Origin of the sequence: Patiriisocius sp. (genome assembly GCF_051252435.1) — a bacterium.
GTDB lineage: Bacteria > Bacteroidota > Bacteroidia > Flavobacteriales > Flavobacteriaceae > Patiriisocius.
In genome coordinates this window covers 37,481-56,072 of the sequence record NZ_JBPOFW010000001.1, presented here as the reverse complement: position 1 = coordinate 56,072, position 18,592 = coordinate 37,481, and the positions used below count along the sequence as shown (strand labels likewise).

17 protein-coding genes are annotated in these 18,592 nt (G+C 36.9%); 6 read left to right on the top strand and 11 right to left on the bottom strand.

Going from position 1 to position 18,592, the window contains the following annotated elements:
- The first annotated feature begins 467 nt into the window (after window positions 1–467).
- Together ACSHW7_RS00260 and ACSHW7_RS00255 are read left to right on the top strand one after the other, a co-directional pair.
- Window positions 468–683 carry a hypothetical protein gene (locus tag ACSHW7_RS00260; RefSeq protein WP_435677312.1) on the top strand — a complete coding sequence of 72 codons (216 nt, stop codon included), beginning with the start codon at window positions 468–470 and terminating at the stop codon, window positions 681–683.
- Window positions 684–772: 89 nt separating this feature from the next.
- Window positions 773–1,093 carry a four-helix bundle copper-binding protein gene (locus ACSHW7_RS00255; RefSeq protein WP_435677311.1) on the top strand — a complete coding sequence of 107 codons (321 nt, stop codon included), beginning with the start codon at window positions 773–775 and terminating at the stop codon, window positions 1,091–1,093.
- A gap of 80 nt (window positions 1,094–1,173) precedes the next feature.
- Here ACSHW7_RS00255 and groL read toward each other — a convergent pair whose 3' ends face one another.
- The 8 genes from groL to miaB form a co-directional block, all read right to left on the bottom strand.
- On the bottom strand, window positions 1,174–2,802 hold the full coding sequence (groL, locus tag ACSHW7_RS00250) for a chaperonin GroEL (protein ID WP_435677310.1): 1,629 nt from the start codon (window positions 2,800–2,802) through the stop codon (window positions 1,174–1,176).
- A gap of 160 nt (window positions 2,803–2,962) precedes the next feature.
- A complete protein-coding gene (locus ACSHW7_RS00245) occupies window positions 2,963–3,238 on the bottom strand; it encodes a co-chaperone GroES (RefSeq protein ID WP_435677309.1) in 276 nt (91 codons plus the stop codon).
- 184 nt (window positions 3,239–3,422) lie between these two features.
- Entirely contained in the window at window positions 3,423–3,773 is a 351-nt protein-coding gene (secG, locus tag ACSHW7_RS00240) for a preprotein translocase subunit SecG (RefSeq protein WP_435677308.1), read from the bottom strand.
- Window positions 3,770–4,888, bottom strand: a complete 1,119-nt coding sequence (locus ACSHW7_RS00235; RefSeq protein WP_435677307.1) for a hypothetical protein — start codon at window positions 4,886–4,888, stop codon at window positions 3,770–3,772. Before ACSHW7_RS00235 ends, secG begins: the two co-directional genes overlap by 4 nt.
- A gap of 5 nt (window positions 4,889–4,893) precedes the next feature.
- On the bottom strand, window positions 4,894–5,409 hold the full coding sequence (locus ACSHW7_RS00230) for an LptE family protein (RefSeq protein WP_435677306.1): 516 nt from the start codon (window positions 5,407–5,409) through the stop codon (window positions 4,894–4,896).
- Window positions 5,410–5,414: 5 nt separating this feature from the next.
- A complete protein-coding gene (locus ACSHW7_RS00225) occupies window positions 5,415–6,695 on the bottom strand; it encodes a sigma-54 interaction domain-containing protein (RefSeq protein ID WP_435677305.1) in 1,281 nt (426 codons plus the stop codon).
- A gap of 85 nt (window positions 6,696–6,780) precedes the next feature.
- On the bottom strand, window positions 6,781–7,614 hold the full coding sequence (locus ACSHW7_RS00220) for a hypothetical protein (RefSeq protein ID WP_435677304.1): 834 nt from the start codon (window positions 7,612–7,614) through the stop codon (window positions 6,781–6,783).
- A gap of 156 nt (window positions 7,615–7,770) precedes the next feature.
- Window positions 7,771–9,207 carry a tRNA (N6-isopentenyl adenosine(37)-C2)-methylthiotransferase MiaB gene (gene miaB, locus ACSHW7_RS00215; protein ID WP_435678243.1) on the bottom strand — a complete coding sequence of 479 codons (1,437 nt, stop codon included), beginning with the start codon at window positions 9,205–9,207 and terminating at the stop codon, window positions 7,771–7,773.
- A gap of 133 nt (window positions 9,208–9,340) precedes the next feature.
- Between miaB and ACSHW7_RS00210 the strand changes: the two genes are divergently transcribed.
- Window positions 9,341–10,141 carry a hypothetical protein gene (locus tag ACSHW7_RS00210; protein WP_435677303.1) on the top strand — a complete coding sequence of 267 codons (801 nt, stop codon included), beginning with the start codon at window positions 9,341–9,343 and terminating at the stop codon, window positions 10,139–10,141.
- Window positions 10,142–10,249: 108 nt separating this feature from the next.
- On the opposite strand, the gene ACSHW7_RS00205 is transcribed toward ACSHW7_RS00210, so the two are convergent.
- From ACSHW7_RS00205 to ACSHW7_RS00195, 3 genes are all read right to left on the bottom strand, one after another.
- Window positions 10,250–10,921 carry a DUF4377 domain-containing protein gene (locus ACSHW7_RS00205; protein ID WP_435677302.1) on the bottom strand — a complete coding sequence of 224 codons (672 nt, stop codon included), beginning with the start codon at window positions 10,919–10,921 and terminating at the stop codon, window positions 10,250–10,252.
- A gap of 171 nt (window positions 10,922–11,092) precedes the next feature.
- Window positions 11,093–12,190, bottom strand: coding sequence for a ligand-binding sensor domain-containing protein (locus tag ACSHW7_RS00200; protein ID WP_435677301.1), 1,098 nt, complete (start codon window positions 12,188–12,190; stop codon window positions 11,093–11,095).
- A gap of 98 nt (window positions 12,191–12,288) precedes the next feature.
- Complete coding sequence (locus ACSHW7_RS00195; RefSeq protein ID WP_435677300.1) at window positions 12,289–12,870, bottom strand: ATP-binding protein; 582 nt, start codon at window positions 12,868–12,870, stop codon at window positions 12,289–12,291.
- Between the two features lie 381 nt (window positions 12,871–13,251).
- On the opposite strand from ACSHW7_RS00195, the gene topA reads away from it, so the two are divergent.
- The 3 genes from topA (at window position 13,252) to gldK (ending at window position 18,560) form a co-directional block, all read left to right on the top strand.
- The gene (gene topA / locus ACSHW7_RS00190; RefSeq protein ID WP_435677299.1) at window positions 13,252–15,786 is read left to right on the top strand and encodes a type I DNA topoisomerase; all 2,535 of its coding nucleotides are present in this window, start codon (window positions 13,252–13,254) and stop codon (window positions 15,784–15,786) included.
- A gap of 123 nt (window positions 15,787–15,909) precedes the next feature.
- A complete protein-coding gene (locus ACSHW7_RS00185) occupies window positions 15,910–17,073 on the top strand; it encodes a formimidoylglutamase (protein WP_435677298.1) in 1,164 nt (387 codons plus the stop codon).
- A gap of 107 nt (window positions 17,074–17,180) precedes the next feature.
- Entirely contained in the window at window positions 17,181–18,560 is a 1,380-nt protein-coding gene (gene gldK, locus ACSHW7_RS00180; RefSeq protein WP_435677297.1) for a gliding motility lipoprotein GldK, read from the top strand.
- Window positions 18,561–18,592 lie beyond the last annotated feature (32 nt).

The window sequence follows — 18,592 nt, the reverse complement described above, 5'->3', positions numbered from 1 at the left end:
AGTTAAGAAGAGAATAATAATGAATATTTCAGATATATATTTACAGTGTCTTTTAAAGCAAACAATATTATGGCAACACAAAAGTCAAACGGGAAACCACAAGCAAAACCAGCTCCTAAAAAAGCTCCTGCTAAAGGTTCTCAGACTGCTTCAAAAAAGAAGTAATCTGAAGTGAAGTTCGTGAAATAGAACTTCTCATTTTAAAACTCGCTAGGCGATGTTTTAATTTTCAAATTTTTAAACAATTTTTACTATGGCAACACAAAAGTCAAACGGTAAACCTCAAGCAAAACCAGCTCCTAAAAAGGCTCCTGCTAAGAGTACTCAGACTGCTTCAAAAAAGAAGTAATTTGATATTGAAGTTCACGAAATAGAACTTCCCGTTGTTCATGCACTAGGTGCATATTTTACAACAAACTATAAAAGAAAACCATTCGTCTTGCGGATGGTTTTCGTATTTTTAAGCTATGAGATTATCACCTAAAATATTACTTTATATTATTACAGTAGCGGTAATTATCGCAGCTATTGTTTGGGAGTATTATATGCAACAGTGGCTATCATATCAACCAGATGGTGGCGCAGATGTAATGCGAACAGATTTGTTTGTTATTTGGCCCGTAGTGCTAACGCTTGTGGGAGTTAGTTTGTTCCGTATTTTTGGTCCGAAAAATGAAAATTGACTTTATTTTAAGAATTCGCACTTATACTTTAGCTTTTTGTTGAGATTGATTTTTGACGATATTTCTTATCTTAAATCAAAACAAAAATTATGAGAAATTCAGACCTTATTTCAGCTTTGGGAAGCTGTATCAACTATTGTAATTATTGCGCAGACGCATGTCTCGATGAAGATAATGTAGCTATGATGCGCGACTGCATTCGAACCGATAGAGTATGCGCAGAAGTCTGCAGTTCATTAAGTCAAATTCTTGCCACGAATTACAAAAATGTAAATGGATTAGTAGAATATTGTATTTCAGTATGTGAAGATTGTCTTGCGACTTGTGAAAAACACGACCATAAACATTGTCAAGATTGCGCTGAGGCTTGCAGAAAATGTATCAAAGCTTGTAAAGCATATTTAGCATAGAAAAGATGTAGCTAAAATAAAAATTCCGCATTATTTCGTAAGAAAAAATGCGGAATTTTTATTCAATATCACTTCAAAATTTACATCATTCCAGGCATTCCTCCGCCGCCCATTGGCATAGAAGGTGTATCTTCTTTAATGTCAATCAGTGCACATTCAGTAGTCAAAATCATTCCTGCTACAGACGCTGCATTTTCAAGTGCGATACGTGTTACTTTTTTAGGGTCAATGATTCCCGCTTTTAGCATATCTACGTATTTTTCAGTTTTAGCATCGTATCCAAAGTTTTTCTTTCCTTCGAGTACTTTACTTACCACAACGCTACCTTCACCACCAGCATTCTCAACAATTGTGCGCAATGGAGCTTCAATAGCTCTTGCTACAATTTGGATACCAGTAGTTTCGTCTAAATGGTCCGTTGTAATTTTACTCAAAACGCTTTTAGCGCGTACTAAAGCAACACCACCACCAGCTACGATACCTTCTTCAACAGCAGCTCTTGTTGCGTGTAGTGCATCATCAACACGGTCTTTCTTTTCTTTCATTTCAACTTCACTAGCAGCACCAACATATAAAACCGCAACTCCACCAGCTAATTTAGCCAGACGTTCTTGCAATTTTTCTTTGTCGTAGTCACTTGTTGTAGATTCAATTTGGGCTTTAATTTGACCTACGCGTGATTGGATATCAGCTTTTTTACCAGCACCATTTACAATTGTAGTATTGTCTTTGTCAAGTGTTACCGTTTCAGCAGTACCTAACATATCGATAGTAGCGTTTTCCAGCGTAAATCCTCTTTCTTCGCTGATTACCGTTCCGCCTGTTAAAACTGCAATATCTTCTAACATTGCTTTTCTACGGTCACCAAAACCTGGCGCTTTTACTGCGGCAATTTTTAATGAACCTCTCATTTTATTGATAACAAGTGTCGCTAATGCTTCACCATCCACATCTTCTGCAATAATCAATAGAGATTTTCCTTGTTGTGCCACTGGCTCAAGTATAGGCATCAAATCTTTCATTGCTGAAATTTTCTTATCATATAGAAGAATCATTGGGTTTTCTAGTTCGGTCTGCATTTTCTCACTATCGGTCACGAAATAAGGTGATAAAAATCCACGGTCAAATTGCATTCCTTCCACAACATCCACATATGTTTCTGTTCCTTTAGCCTCTTCCACGGTGATAACTCCTTCTTTACCTACTTTTCCGAAAGCCTTGGCAATTAACTCACCAATTTGCTCATCGTTGTTTGATGAAATAGCAGCTACCTGCTTAATCATTTCGCTAGAGTTGCCCACTTTTGTAGCTTGTTTCTCTAAATCTTTTACAATGGCTTCAACAGCTTTGTCTATTCCTCTTTTAAGATCCATTGGATTTGCACCCGCAGCTACATTTTTCAATCCCTCTTTTACGATTGCTTGCGCAAGCACCGTTGCAGTTGTAGTACCATCACCAGCAAGATCATTTGTTTTACTTGCTACTTCTTTCACCATTTGAGCTCCCATATTTTCAAGTGGGTCTTCTAATTCAATTTCTTTTGCTACGCTCACACCGTCTTTTGTTACTACGGGAGCTCCAAAAGATTTGCTTATAATTACATTACGTCCTCTTGGGCCTAGCGTTACTTTTACTGCGTTCGCTAATGCATCAACACCGCGCTTAATACCGTCACGTGCTTCAATATCAAATTTTATATCTTTTGCCATTTCTAATTTTATTTTAGTCATTCCCAAAAAATGGGAATCTAATTTGTTAATTTATTTAAATTTTAGCGTTCAATGTAGGTTTCGACTGCCAGCACGAAATAAAATTTCATTCTGGCGGGCGCTCAACCAGACATTGTTAATTTTTAGATTTCTTTAAAAATTAAATAATCGCTAGGATATCATCCTCACGCATTATCAAATAATCCTTGCCATCAAATTTTAATTCACTACCTGAATATTTGCCATACAATACGGTATCGCCGACCTTAACAGTCATTTTGTGGTCTTTTTTTCCTGCGCCCACTGCGGCAACTTTGCCTTGTTGTGGTTTTTCTTTTGCGCTATCTGGTATGTATAATCCAGATGCGGTTTTCGTTTCGGCCGCTTGGGGCTCTACGACTACTCTGTCTGAAAGAGGTTGAATTTTTAATGCCATCTTAGAATTTGTTTTAAAATTTCCGCGAGAGCGGAAATCTATTGTTATTAAAATTAATTAGTCTGCTTCTTATTAGGCAGAAAGTATGCCAATTCCTAAAATATGACACATTATAAATTGTACCAAAAAAAAATGCCAGCTTGTCATTAAGCTGGCATTTTGATTTATAAAAAGTAAAATATTGTTAGTTCCCTCCGTCAGTTTCTGGATCTGTTGTAATAACATCATTAGCTGCAGGGGTAGGAGCTGTTACATCAATTGCTTCTGTGTCCTGCGCAGTTGATTGTACCGCATCCATGCTACCAACTAATGGTATGCTTGAAAGAAGGATAAGTACTAATAAAAGACCTCCCAAAGTCCATGTGCTCTTGTCAAGAAAGTCGGTTGTTTTTTGAACACCACCCAATTGCTGAGTTCCACCACCTCCAAAAGACGATGATAATCCGCCACCCTTAGGGTTTTGTACCATAATGACTACTATTAGCAAAAATGCTACGAAAATGATCAAGACTAAAAATATTGTAAACGTACTCATGATTCTTCTTTATTTATCAGTTTTTCTACTGCTCGAATTTGGTCTGCAAAGAAACCACTTTTTTCGGGATTTTTCAAAATTAATATTTTATATGCTTGGATTGCCTTTTTATAATTTTTTTGTTGCAAGTAAACCTTCGCTAAAGTCTCTGTCATCAAGGAGTTTGACGATTCAACATAAGGCGTCGAAGTGTTTTTTTGAAGGCTCGTTTTTTCGTTGGGAATTATTTTTGGCCGTTCTTGGATAAACTTTTCAATCAATTGAAACTTACGCAACTTCTCTTCATCCTCGGTTTCGACCTCTTTTTCTTTATTTTTTTCTTCGGAAATATTTGTTTCAGTATCAATTTTTTCCGCAGAACGTTCAATGGGTTTTGCCTGCGTTAACTTTAACCATTCGCTAAAAGAGTGTGTGTCTTCTTTTTTGAAATCTAAAGGAGCATCGATTTCAATTTTTTCATCATTCTTTTTCTCTTCGAAAATTTCAAATGCAGAAGCAACATCATTTGATTTGACCCTAGTATTTCTTTCCTCTTTCCTCTTTTCGACTTCTTGTATTTCTGAAAATTCTTTTTCTTCGGAAACATTTTGGCTGTTAGAATTCGCCACCTTTTTAGGAGGTTCAGCACCTTTTTCTTTCCCCTTTAAAATTTCCGAAGCTCTTGTTCGTAGTTCCTGTAAATCTAAAAGTTGTTTTACATCAACGGCTTTTCTTTCAAATAGGGAAGGGTCTAAGATTGCTTCAGCTTTTTGAAGCTCCACTTTCATATTTTTGTCTAGCTCCAAACTCACCGATTTTGAAACATCTTCTAACACTACTTCAATATCGTTTGCAGCCGCATCGTGCTGTAAAACCTGTCTCGAAATTTCATTCTGTTCAAAAATTTCGGAAGTAATATAACTAAAGAGAATGTCCCTATTGGTGGTGTGTGCAGCGGTTACTTTAAGGGTGTCGTTGTACCTAAAACTCCCCTCGGTTTTTAAACCTTTGAGCAACAAGGCGCGCGCACTTTGAAAATAAGGATATTTATCCACGACATTATTGAGGGCGTTTAAATCCTCAGCCTTAATTTGGCTGGGATTTAACAACAATGATGTGTACGTTTTTGTATTCACGGGTTTTACCAGTTTGCGAGTGATTTGTTAAAAATATCCTGTGTGATACGTTCAAAGATTTCGTTTACCACATCGTCCAATGCCGAACCTGATAATAACTGTTGCCCCGGATAATCTTTATAAAATGAAAACCGCTGCTCGAAAGCTTTTTCTTCGTCGTTTCGGTTAAAAAAGCGAACATTTATAGAAATGGTCAATCTGTTTTGAGCTGCTGTATTTTGTGATGTTGCAGTGATGGGTGCGGTGTAAAATTCTGTAATTTCTCCTTCGTAGGTAAGGTCGCCATTACTGGTTACAAGGTCCAGACTTGTTTGATTTAAAAGTATTTCTTGTAATTGTTGCGTAAATGTTCTTGCAATCCCGGGCTCAATAATTTGAGCATTGTTTTGAAAGTAATTAACTTGAAATGTTTTGGTTTTACTGTAGTCAATATCAGCTCCCGTAAACGAATAAACGCCACAACTTTGAAATGTGGTTAGCGTGAAAATTGCAAAGAAAGCTATTTTGAGAAATACATTCATAAGGGTTACAAGTTATATTGTTTAATCTTGCGGTACAAAGTTCTTTCTGAAATTCCTAACTCATCTGCGGCGTCTTTGCGTTTGCCATCGTATTTTTCTAAGGATTTTTTGATAAGCTCCAATTCTTTTTCTTGAAGCGAAAGGTTTTCTTCTTCCTCTATTTCTTCAGCGAAATCGTAATTTCCTTTTCTTTGGTCCATTTGTTTTGTTGGGACTTCAACCACCTCAATATCATGCGAGCGGTCGTTATTGTAATCTTCATCTACATACGCGGCTAATTCCTCTTCGTGGTTTTGGTCTTCACTGTATATTTTTTTAATCAACGAACTGTTTTCTTCTTTCACTTTGCTGGCATTGCCATTGTTCATTAGCTCTAGCGTTAGTTTTTTAAGGTCGTTGACATCCCGTTGCATATCGAACAATACTTTATACAATATTTCTCTTTCGTTGCTGAAATCTCCTTCAGACTTTTTAGTACCGATTACAGCAGGAAGGTTGCTGCTCATATTGGGTAGATACTGTCTCAATTTGGCACTGTTTATTTCGCGTTGTTGTTCTAATACGCTTATTTGCTCGGCGACATTTCTTAATTGTCTAATATTTCCGCTCCAGCGATATTGCAATAGTAAACTTACGGCACTTTCATCCAAACGAACGGTTGGCATTTTGTATTTCTGAGCAAAGTCTGAAGCAAATTTTCTAAACAATAAATGAATGTCATCAGCACGTTCGCGAAGTGGTGGCAAGTTAATGTCAACTGTGCTCAAACGATAATAAAGGTCTTCTCTAAATTTCCCTTTTTCGATTGCCTCAACCATTTTTACATTTGTCGCCGCGACAATGCGAACATCTGTTTTTTGAATTTTTGATGAACCTACTTTTAGAAACTCTCCATTTTCCAAAACACGCAAAAGGCGTACTTGTGTGGGGAGTGGTAGTTCGCCTACTTCATCGAGGAAAATAGTTCCGCCATCTGCAACTTCAAAATAGCCGCTGCGAGTTGCGGTTGCTCCTGTAAACGAACCTTTTTCATGTCCAAAAAGTTCACTGTCAATGGTACCTTCGGGAATGGCGCCGCAGTTTACGGCAATGTATTTACCGTGTTTTCTGTGTGAAAGCGCATGGATGATTCGTGGAATACTTTCCTTTCCCACACCACTTTCCCCAGTCACCAATACCGAAATATCAGTAGGGGCAACTTGGATAGATTTTTCTATAGCGCGGTTGAGTTTAGGGTCGTCCCCTATAATTCCAAATCGCTGTTTTGTTGCTTGTACGCTTTCCATATTTAAATGATTTGAAATCGAAATCGAAACTGATATCGAAGGTACTGTTATGTTATTTGTGATTCTTTAATAAAGTTCAAATTTGTTATCTATAACTATATTCGGTAGTAATTTGTAAATCATCTGATCTATTGAAACTACAAAAAATTGGGTAATTGTTTTCGTTGTATTGGTAGTTGCTTTGTTCAAAATTATAGCTCGAACCCTGATAGTTTGCATCGATGTTAGCAATTAAGTTAGCGCTAAATGCTCTGTCAGTATTAAAATCAATATCGTAGATATAATGATAAACTATTAAATATTGAATAGGATTAGTAACAAAATTATTAAAGAGAGGATTCTCTATTTCATTTGTACTGTAGGTATATGTAGTGTCAAGGTACGTTATAGATTTAATTTGATTGTTTTCATAGGTGTAATAATTATAACGAAATTGACCAATACCATTTTTGTCTGCCATAGATTCTATGATTCTACCAAGACTATCAAAAATAAAATAACCACTCCTATTTGAAATTGATTCAACAAAATCTACTCTATTTTCAGAATATGTAAATGTTGTTGTTTTCGGGTTTGTTGTTTGATCTCCATAATCTTTCATGCTTATCAACTGTTGTTGATTATTGTAGGTATATTCTCTAAGATTTCTGTCGAAATCGCCATTTGGAAAAAAAAGCTCTTCACGTAATAAATTCTGTTGGGAATCATAAATATTTATTGCATAGTTATCATCTTCTTCATTTACTCCAACTGAGTGACTTGAACTTTTCTTTATATTGCCTAATTCATTGTAGTAATAAATATATTCATCTTGAACACCATCAGAAGTGGATATTATTGTTTTTGTTTTTTGAAGCACAATTTCTTGCTCATCATCTTCCATGTTTTGTTCAGTTGTATCGTCTTCTGAACATGACATGGATATAATTAACAGTAGTGCTAAATAAATAATTGTATTTTTCTTCATTTTCAATTTTAAGTATATATTATTTAATAAACTCATGGTAACATGTTTGCAAGTGAATTTTTTTATAATTTAACACTAATAATTTCTCAACATTTTACCCTTCGGGGGTTAGATGGCTACTGCTTCTCCAATCAACGTCGCACTTGTGCAACCATTGATTTTTACTTTTACAAAATCGCCCGCTTTGTGATTTCCTTTTGGAAAGACTACAACAATACTTTGCTCGTTGCGGCCGCTCCATTCATCTGGATTCTTTTTTGATTCTTTTTCGATTAGTACTTCGGTCGTTTTGCCAATAAAACTTTTAGTGATTTCGGCACTGTGTTTTCTTTGCACGTCAACGATTTCCATCAATCTTCTTTTCTTTACTTCTTCGGGTACGTCGTCTTTAAATTTACGAGCAGCCATAGTGCCTGGGCGTTCGCTGTATTTGTACATGTATCCAAAAACATAACGTACTTTTTCCATCAATGCGAGGGTGTCCTTGTGGTCTTGTTCCGTTTCAGTAGGAAATCCTGTAATCATATCTTGAGAAATGGTACAGTTGGGTAAAATTTTTCTTATTTTTTCTATGAGTTCGAGGTATTCTTCTGTTGTGTGCTGGCGGTTCATTTCTTTCAAAATGCGATTACTTCCACTTTGAACGGGCAAATGGATGTGATTGCAAATGTTATCGTGCTTTGCCATAACGTGAAATACATCCTCCGTCATATCCTGCGGATTGCTTGTGGAAAACCGAATGCGCATTTGTGGTTGTGCCGTAGCCACCATGTCCAATAACTGCGCGAAGGAAGTAGCGGTTGCTTTTTCCATTTCGGTAGCATTTTTAAAATCTTTTTTGAGTCCGCCGCCATACCAAACATAGCTATCTACGTTTTGACCTAGCAATGTAATTTCTTTATAATTTTTGTTTGCTAAATCTTGAATTTCATCCAAAATACTCTGCGGGTCTCTACTTCGCTCACGTCCACGAGTGAAAGGGACTACGCAAAACGTACACATATTATCGCACCCTCTCGTAATGCTCACAAGTGCGTTAATGCCATTCGTGTTCAATCGCACTGGCGAAACATCGCCATAGGTTTCTTCTTTTGAGAGAATTACATTGACTGCATCGTTTCCAGCTTCAACTTCGGCAAGGAGATTAGGGAGGTCTTTATAGGCATCTGGACCAACGACCATATCCACAATTTTTTCTTCGTCTAAAAATTTCTCCTTTAAACGTTCAGCCATGCAGCCGAGGACGCCCACTTTCATCTTTGGATTGATGTCTCTTTTAACAGCGTTGTATTTTTCAAGACGTTTGCGAACGGTTTGCTCTGCCTTATCACGAATAGAGCAGGTGTTCACTAAAACCAAATCTGCTTCTTCAAGAATATTTGTGGTGTTAAAACCTTGCTCAGAAAGTATGGAAGCGACGATTTCGCTGTCGCTAAAATTCATTGCACAGCCATAACTCTCAATAAAGAGTTTGCGTTTATTGTCTTTTTTAGCTTCAATTACAAGAGAATTTCCTTGTTTCGTTTCGTCAATAATCTTTTCCATAAGCATTTGTATAACCGGCTTACCAAGGTGGTGGTCAATTAGCGTGCAAAGATAAGAATTATTTATACGTTCTGCCATTGTGGCAGAAATGAATTTCTTATATTAGCTTATCATTAACCTAAACCAAAAAACTATGTACCAAAGACTATTATCGAAAATTGAGCAATCCACTTCCTTTGATTTTGGGGATGTGTTGAGTAAAAGTTTTGACCTTTTTAAAAAAGTATGGGTCGAGGGCTTTGTCCATTTGTTATTATTGATGGCAATTTCTATCCCTGTAATTCTTATATTTTATATTGGAATGTTTTTGGTCGTTGGAGTAAATGCTTTTGCAACTAATGCTGCGGGAGGTTTTGATACCTATAATGCTAGTGAAGGTTTTGACCCCGCAATGATACCATCGTTTATTGGGTTGTTTCTTTTGGTCTTGATTGTGGGTGCCATTATGCAAACACTTTCTATTGCTATTTCGGCGCATTTTTATCAGGTATGTAAAAAAGCAGATTTGGGAACCCACAATGAAACAGGAGGTTATTTTGTATATCTACAAAAGGCAAGTTTTAAAAAACTGTTTGTGCTTTCACTTGCATCTATGGGTATTGCGCTAGTGGCGGCATTAGCTTGTTATTTGCCTCTTTTATATGTGATTGTTCCTTTGAGCATGTCGCTCGTAATATTTGCTTTCAATCCTGAATTGACCGTTAAAGAAAACTTGAGCGCATCTTTTAAACTAGGCAATAAATATTGGTTGCCTCTTTTTGGACTGCTTATTCTTGGTGGACTAATTTCGTATGCAGGGATAATTGCTTGCTTCGTGGGTGTGTTTTTTACCGCAATGTTTGCGTACATCCCTATGTATTATGCATATAAAGATACGGTGGGTTTTGATGATGATGCTAGTGATGCAGTACCTTCTCAGTTAGAAAAGTTTTAAAACAAGCTAGCCCATAAGTAGGCAAAGCCGAAATATTAAAAACAAAAAACCTCTTTGCCATTATTTGTTAATAGTGACAAAGAGGTTTTTTTATTTGAAATGCTCAATTTAATTTGCTGGAATAAAGAATAACGCTTCGTTGCCTTCGCTGTTTAAAAAAGAAAGCTCGTTTTTCTCTATTTTATACGTGCTTACGGTGTTAAGTGCTTCAAAATATTCCTGCTCTATATTTTCATTGATACATGCCATTTTAGTACTTATAATTGGGCCAAGCTCAATCGAAGTTGAGGTTAATTTCTTGATTTCCCCCGAATAATTGTTACAACCACCCGTTCCGCTCACTTGCATTTCATTACTTTTTATAAGCATCTCTGGGAGTTTCACCATTCTATTGATGGGGTTGCCATTCAAGCGAGCTAATCTCCATTTTCCATCTATTTGAGCTTTAAAATCTACTTGCTTTTTAAGTTCTTTGACTAAAGTATATTTAATTGATGAAGCATCGGCTGGGGGATTTTTTACTTGTTCTTCTTTGACTTCTATCTTTTTAAGAAAGCCTTTTTCAAAAGTAAAACCCTCGATTGTTGAATAGAAATTTTCCCATTTGGGATTGTCTATATTTTCGCCTTTGTGTATTTGGAGACATTGTATTTTGCCAGCGCCAGCATCACATTCAACTTTGCTTCCGCTTACCCATAGTGTGGTGGTAGCTTGCTTTGTTGCACACGATTGGAGCGTAACCAAAATGACAGTTACGGTAAAAATTTTAAGTAAGTTCATGGTTCTTCTTTTAATTCGATTAACAAAATTAGAGGAATTAAAAAGGCTCAGAAAATAATGTTACAACCTTTATGAAAAGTTTAGATCTCTAAATGTCTTCGGAAATAGTAGGTGTTTTAATCTTTTTGATATTGTTTAAATAAATTTTGCGAGTCCGTATTGCAGAATTACTCACTTTTTAAATGGCTCAAATTTTTCAAAATTCTTTCCGTTAAATTTATATACGCCGGCATTATCTGTACCTATCCACAAAATATTGTCATTATCACTGTAAATACTAATCAATAGTGCTTCTTGGCCACCATTAACGATGGGATAATTTGAAAGCGTTGTACCGTCGTATTTCCAAACACCGCCCGTATATGTTGTCATCCACAAATTTCCGAAGTTATCTACAAGTCCTGAATTGAAATAAGGAAGACGGTCTTTAAAATACCCACTTTTTTTGGCGATTCCTTGCAGTTTTTCGTATCCAGTTCCATCTTCATTTACTTTGTATTTGCTAATGAAATTACTCAACCAATAGTACCCATTTTTATCTTGAATCATAGAACGAACGCCTGGCACGCGACCATCTTCGAGTGTTGAAAGTTCTTGCTCTGGGAACCACAAAAAAGCTTCATTGTCATAGCGGAAAGCCCCGGCCTGAGCAGTACCCAGCCATATATTGCCATCTTTGTCTTTGTCAATCCCGAAAACCGAATACGGACTACTATTTTGGTTTTTGAATGGTAACCCATCTACGCCATTTGAAAAGGTTTTTTCTAAATCTTTCTCCGAAAGTTTTAATTTTATCAACGCTTCGCCGTCATATCTATACACCTCACCATCTAGATTAAACCACAAATCGGTTGGAGAAAATTTCCATTCATTTTCTAAGGAATCGCTCATTGGTGATGCAGGGATTTTAGGTATCAAAGTGGTAAATTTTTCGCCATCAAATTTAGTGATTGCGGCAGCTTGAATAAATATGTTTCCAAACTCGTCTTCCTCTATTACTCGAATTTGATTTCCAGCCAAACCATCTTTTGTAGTATAATTTATGAGTTGTTTTCCATCAAAAAAATAGACTCCACTTCCATTGCTGCCAAACCAATAATTGTCCTTTGAGTCTTGAAATATTTGCCAAATACTTGAATCCATTTCTGAAACTACTTTGCCCAAGCTGAACGAGGTATCAGCAATTTTTTCTTGGTCTGTTGGAGTTTGTCCTTTGCAGGAAATGAATAATGTAGCGAATGTAATTACGATAAATGGTAGGGTTTTCAAATCGGTATGTTTTAATGGTTCAAACCTACGGGATAGCAGTTGATTATAGCGTTTTCAAATGTCAAAAAAGTGTGAAATGATGTAAAATATTTCGCTTTTTAAAACTTTCTAAAATAATTTTTAAACCGTAAAACGTACCGCTGGCTAGGAGAAAGGGGCTTGAACTCAATGATGGTTGAAAAAGATTTTTTAAAAGTTTCGGTGGAATTTTTTAAACGGGAGATTGAGATAATCACCAATCCTGGATGGTTTTCGGTTCTTTGCATCAAATAAGAAACTTCTTGATTTGCGTAGCTGTCGTGCGCATCATTTACGTTAGTGCGTTTTCCGAAAATAGCATCAGCTTCATCAAAGAATAAAATGGCATCTTTTTCTTGAAATTTATCAAAAATGGTGGCTAGGTTCTTTTCTGTTTCGCCTATGTATTTTGATACGACAAGCGACAAATCAATTCTATAGACATCTCGGTTTGTGTATTTGCCCAATAAACTCGCCGTAAGTGTTTTTCCTGTTCCTGGCGGCCCGTGAAATAAAGCGACGTGATTTTTTCCGTTACTGAAATCATTATTATTTAACTGCGCCTCTAGCTTTTTTATTTGCCTAAACTCGCTGTCGCTTATAAGTAGCTGTTTCCAAGTTGCTTTTGTGGTGATTTTTTTTGGAAGAAAGTGATTGTTCATTTTTGAGCTATTTAAAAACGATATTCAATATTTTCTGCTGAAATATGCTCACTAAGGTAGTTGAAAATTGTTAAATGATATTGTTAACTCAAAAGTTCATTTATGAATGATATAAAAGATTTTTTCACACCGCTCCTATATATAAACAACAAATTCTCCCATTCCCAATCCCCAAACAACAGCAAAAAGATACTAAATGGGTTAAATTTCCGAAGCGAATGAAAAATACATCGTTTTGAAATAGTAGTAAAATCAAGGGATACAGCGTTAAATTCAACTTAAAATTTAAGGAGTGAATTTTCTTAATAAAAAATTCACATACTTTTGTAGCCCAAATCAGAGTTTCCTATTTCTTAGGGAATCAATATTTAAAACTATCAAATGGCAAAAAATTTAGTGATTGTAGAGTCCCCGGCAAAGGCAAAGACCATAGAAAAATTTCTTGGAAAAGATTTTATGGTAAAGTCAAGTTTTGGACACATTGCAGATCTTCCTTCCAAGGAATTGGGAGTAGATGTGGAGGGTGATTTTTCTCCTCACTATCAAGTGTCAAGCGATAAGAAAGCACTTGTGCGAGAGTTGAAAAAGGATGCGAAGAATGCTGATATGGTATGGCTAGCGAGTGATGAGGACCGAGAGGGTGAGGCCATTGCCTGGCACTTGGCGGAGGAGCTAGATTTAAAAGATGAGAATACAAAACGTATTGTTTTTCATGAGATTACAAAAACGGCAATTTTAAAAGCTATTGAAAATCCCAGAAAAATTGACTACAACTTAGTGAATGCACAACAGGCTCGTAGAGTTTTGGACCGTTTAGTGGGTTATGAGTTATCGCCTGTTTTATGGCGTAAGGTAAAAGGTGGGCTTTCGGCAGGACGTGTGCAAAGTGTTGCTGTGCGATTAATCGTAGAACGCGAACGCGAAATCGAAGCATTTACTGCAGTAGCAAGCTATAGAGTGGATGCCGAGTTTACAACGACCGATGGCGCTAAGTTTAAAGCTAAGTTGCCAAAGAACTTTGAGACAGAGAAGGAAGCGCGCGACTTTTTGGATAGAAATATAGCAGCGAGTTATGATGTGGCAGATTTGGTTAAAAAGCCAGCTAAAAAATCTCCTGCAGCTCCATTTACAACTTCGACCTTGCAACAAGAGGCGGCGCGTAAATTATACTTTTCGGTAAGTAAAACCATGACCATGGCGCAACGTTTATATGAGGCGGGTTTGATCACGTATATGAGAACGGACAGCGTCAACTTATCAAACGACGCCAAGGCAGCAGCCGAAAAAGAAATTAAAAAATCATACGGGGACGAATATAGCAAGCCACGTAACTATAAAGGAAAATCCAAAAACGCACAGGAAGCGCATGAGGCAATTAGACCGACGGATATGTCTAAGCATAGCGTAAATGTGGATAGCGACCAAGCGAGATTGTATGATTTGATTTGGAAACGTACACTGGCTTCACAAATGAGCGATGCGCAGTTGGAACGAACCAATGTAAAAATCGGGATTCACGGTTCAAAGCCTTTAAAGGAACAGTTTACTGCGAATGGAGAGATGATAAAGTTTGATGGTTTCCTTAAAGTATATCTCGAAGGAACCGACTTTGAAGAGGAAGAGCAGGATGGAATGTTGCCACGACTTGTGAAAGGTGACGCCCTCGACAATACTTACATTACCGCGACGGAGCGTTTTACAAGACCTCCATATCGATTTACCGAAGCTTCTTTGGTAAAACAATTGGAAGAATTGGGTATTGGTCGTCCGTCTACCTACGCGCCTACGATTTCTACGATTATCAACCGTAACTACGTTGAAAAAGGGACTATTGAAGGTAAAGAGCGCGCGTATTTGCAAATGACACTCGAGGAAAATAATATTAAGGACAACAACCTTACTGAAATGGTAGGGAGCGACAAAGGAAAATTAGTCCCAACAGATATAGGGTTGATTGTAAATGACTTTTTGGTAGAGCATTTTTCATCTGTTTTAGATTTCAATTTTACAGCAAAAGTAGAGCAGAGCTTTGACGATATTGCTGATGGAAATATGGAATGGAAGAAGATGATGAAAGATTTCTATTCTAAATTTCACCCTAAGGTAGAGGACGTTAAAGAAAACGCCGACCGTGAAAGTGGCGAGCGAATCTTGGGCGAAGACCCAGAAAGTGGACGTACAGTTTTAGTGCGTTTGGGGAAATTTGGCCCCATGGCACAAATAGGTGCTCCGGACGATGAAGAGAAAAAATTTGCAAGTCTGAGACCAGACCAGCAATTGCACTTGGTCACTTTTGAAGAGGTAATTGACTTGTTTAAATTGCCTAAAACTTTGGGTATTTATGACGGCGCTGAAGTAGAGGTAAACAATGGTCGCTACGGCCCATATGTGCGCCTTGATAAAATGTTTGTTTCGTTACCAAAAGGAATGGATCCATTAGATGTGGATATGAAATTTGCAAAGGAACTCATTGAGGAAAAGAAGAAAGCAGATGCGCCTATTTATGAATACGAAAATTTACCAGTGCAAAAGGGAACGGGAAGATTTGGTCCTTTTATTAAGTGGAACAATATGTTTGTCAACGTAAATAAAAAGTACGATTTTGATAACTTGAGCGATGCAGATATTGTTGAATTGATTGAAACAAAGAAGCAAAAGGAGATTGACAAGTTGATTCATAACTGGGAAGAGGAAGGTATTCGTTTGGAAAAGGCAAGATGGGGCCGTTACAATCTGCTCAAAGGAAAGACAAAAATAGAATTGCCAAAAGACACAAAGGCAGAAGAAATGACGCTGGAACAGGCACAGGAAATCATAGCAAAGAAAGCGCCCAAGAAAAAGGCGGCCGCAAAGAAGAAGACTCCTGCAAAGAAAAAAGCACCTGCGAAAAAGAAAGCTGCGGCTAAAAAGAAATAGCTTTCAAAAAGTTCTTGTTAAAAAATAAGCGCTTTATTTTCTTCAAAAATGTAACATATATTAAACATAAGTCATAAGTTTGACTAATCTAAAATTTAACCTTAAATATTGATTATTTAGAATTTGAAAGAATTCCTTTTCCCCGTTTCAAAATCTGTCATTGCACATCGCGAAGTTTTACCCGTTGGTACTTTGGGTAAAGAAATACTCGTGTATAGTTCTTCGGAAATTTCAATTGATTTACAGAACGTCAAGTTTGCACTTTTCGGAATAAAGGAAAATAGACGCGACGTTAATTTTATGGGTGCCGAAGTAAATTTTGATGCGGTTAGAAAAGCGTTTTACTCACTCTATCCCGGAAATTGGAAGCATACTATTGCAGATATTGGTGATATTGAAAAAGGAGAGACCGTTGAGGATAGTTATTTCGCTTTGCGTACGATTACCGAAACACTTGTAAAGAAAGATATTATTCCCATAATTCTCGGAGGTAGTCAAGACGCTATGTATGCACAGTATAGAGCTTACGACAATTTTGCAAAGATGATTAATATTGTCAATGTCGATAGTCGGTTTGACTTGGGCGATGCAGATGCGGCCATTTCAAACAAAAGCTACGTAGGTAAAATTATTGTTGAGAAGCCTTATAATTTATTCAATTACAGTCTGTTGGGCTATCAGTCTTATTTTAATCCGCCGCAAGAAATTGCATTGATGGATCATTTGTTTTTTGATGCGTACCGTTTGGGTGAGGTGACTTCGGATATTAAAGAAGTAGAGCCAATTTTGAGAAATGCCGATGTAATAAGTTTTGACATTTCGGCAATAAAAAGTAGCGAATTGGGTTATTCTAACGCTGAAAGTCCAAACGGCTTTGATGGAAGAGAAATTTGTGCCATTGCGAGATACGCTGGTATAAGTAACAGGGCAACCTCTTTTAGTTTATTTGAAATTCCTGATTTTGAAAAAAATAGGAGCGGAGCAATGTTGATAGCACAAATGCTTTGGTATATTGTGGAAGGGGTAAATTTTAGGGTAAAAGATGATGATTTTACCGATGAAAATTGCTTTACGACGTATAAAGTTCCGTTAAACGACGAAATTTTAATATTCAAGAAAAGCAGTAAAACAGGACGATGGTGGATAGAATTACCATTTATTTCAAAAATTGATAATAAATTAAAAAGCCACACGTTATTACCTTGCACCTATGGCGAATATTTGGGTGCAACAAATCAAGAGATTCCTGAGCGCTGGTTGAAAGCGAGACGGAAGAATGAAGTTTGATCAATTAAATTATAATAATTTGCTTCAAGGGTTTTCAAAAAAGCTTGTTTTTTTGAAATAATAATGATAGGTTTACGCCCTTGAATCTTAGAATTTAACCTAATACTATGAAAAAATTCATTGCATTAACTGCGATTGTTGCCTTTATGGCTAGTTGTAACTCTGGAGATAGAGGGGAACTTGTTGGGGCAAAAGGGAAAAAATGGTATCCAGAAAAACCATATGGTATGACTTTAGTTCCAGGTGGTGCCTTTATTATGGGTAAATCTGGTGACGATTTTGTAGCGGTGCAAGATGCGCCTACAAAAACGGTTACAGTTCGTTCCTTCTACATGGACGAAACTGAAATCACGAATGCCGAGTACCGCCAAATGGTAGAATGGGTTCGTGATTCTACAATTAGATTAAAACTTGCTATCCTTGCTGATGAGGTGGGTGCTACTCCTGGAGACGGTGAAGCTAGTATTGGTGATTTTGCTTTTGTTGATAATACAGAAGAAGAAAAATCTCCTTACGACCAGTACATGGAAGATAACTACTACGGTATGGGAGATGATTTCTATGCGGGTAGAAAAATCAATAACGATATTGATCTTATTTGGGACAAACAAGAATACCCAGATGAATATTATGTAGAGGTAATGGACAGTATGTACATTCCTGCTGAAGAGGCTTATAATGGTCAAAGCACTATTGATGTCTCAAAATTGAATTTCCAATATACGTATATGGATATTCAAAAAGCAGCAAGAGATAAAACGAAGAGAAGAAAAGATTTTATCATTAAAGAAGAAGTGAATATTTATCCAGATACTACAGTTTGGATTAAAGATTTTAATTATTCATACAATGAGCCAATGCATAATGATTATTTCTGGCACCAGGCTTATAGTGATTATCCAGTGGTTGGGGTTTCTTGGAAACAAGCAAAAGCTTTTTGTGCTTGGAGAACATTATATAAAAATGGATACCAAAAGAAAAGAAATCGTAACTACGTGAATTCATTCCGTATGCCGGCTGAGGCTGAATGGGAATATGCTGCTCGTGGTGGTCTTCAAGGTGGAGATTTCCCTTGGGGTGGGCCATACACTAAAAATGACAGAGGCTGTTTCTTAGCTAACTTTAAGCCATTGCGTGGTGATTATGCCGCGGATCAAGCATTGTACACGGTTGAGGCAGATGCTTACGAGCCTAACGACTATAATTTGTATAATATGGCTGGTAATGTTGCAGAATGGGTTGATAGTTCTTATGACCCTGCTTCTTACGAATATACTTCTACAATGAACCCTAACGTAAATGATGATACAAATGCTCGTAAAGTTGTTCGTGGTGGTTCTTGGAAAGACGTCGCTTACTTCTTACAGGTAAGTACTCGTGATTATGAATATGCAGATTCTGCTCGTAGCTATATTGGCTTTAGAACTGTTCAGGATTACATGGGTACAGATGTTACTTTAAATGAAAACTTCGGTGACGCGAGATAAAAAAACGTCAACTCTTACTTAAAACTTAAACT

Coding starts and splice junctions, on each gene's coding strand:
- ACSHW7_RS00245 (WP_435677309.1), bottom strand. CDS start 3,238: ATGGCATTAAAAATTCAACCTCTTTCAGACAGAGTAGTCGTAGAGCCC.
- ACSHW7_RS00195 (WP_435677300.1), bottom strand. CDS start 12,870: ATGAACAATCACTTTCTTCCAAAAAAAATCACCACAAAAGCAACTTGG.
- ACSHW7_RS00230 (WP_435677306.1), bottom strand. CDS start 5,409: ATGAATGTATTTCTCAAAATAGCTTTCTTTGCAATTTTCACGCTAACC.
- miaB (WP_435678243.1), bottom strand. CDS start 9,207: ATGGAAAAGATTATTGACGAAACGAAACAAGGAAATTCTCTTGTAATT.
- groL (WP_435677310.1), bottom strand. CDS start 2,802: ATGGCAAAAGATATAAAATTTGATATTGAAGCACGTGACGGTATTAAG.
- ACSHW7_RS00220 (WP_435677304.1), bottom strand. CDS start 7,614: ATGTCATGTTCAGAAGACGATACAACTGAACAAAACATGGAAGATGAT.
- ACSHW7_RS00205 (WP_435677302.1), bottom strand. CDS start 10,921: ATGAACTTACTTAAAATTTTTACCGTAACTGTCATTTTGGTTACGCTC.
- ACSHW7_RS00225 (WP_435677305.1), bottom strand. CDS start 6,695: ATGGAAAGCGTACAAGCAACAAAACAGCGATTTGGAATTATAGGGGAC.
- gldK (WP_435677297.1), top strand. CDS start 17,181: ATGAAAAAATTCATTGCATTAACTGCGATTGTTGCCTTTATGGCTAGT.
- topA (WP_435677299.1), top strand. CDS start 13,252: ATGGCAAAAAATTTAGTGATTGTAGAGTCCCCGGCAAAGGCAAAGACC.
- secG (WP_435677308.1), bottom strand. CDS start 3,773: ATGAGTACGTTTACAATATTTTTAGTCTTGATCATTTTCGTAGCATTT.
- ACSHW7_RS00210 (WP_435677303.1), top strand. CDS start 9,341: ATGTACCAAAGACTATTATCGAAAATTGAGCAATCCACTTCCTTTGAT.
- ACSHW7_RS00260 (WP_435677312.1), top strand. CDS start 468: ATGAGATTATCACCTAAAATATTACTTTATATTATTACAGTAGCGGTA.
- ACSHW7_RS00255 (WP_435677311.1), top strand. CDS start 773: ATGAGAAATTCAGACCTTATTTCAGCTTTGGGAAGCTGTATCAACTAT.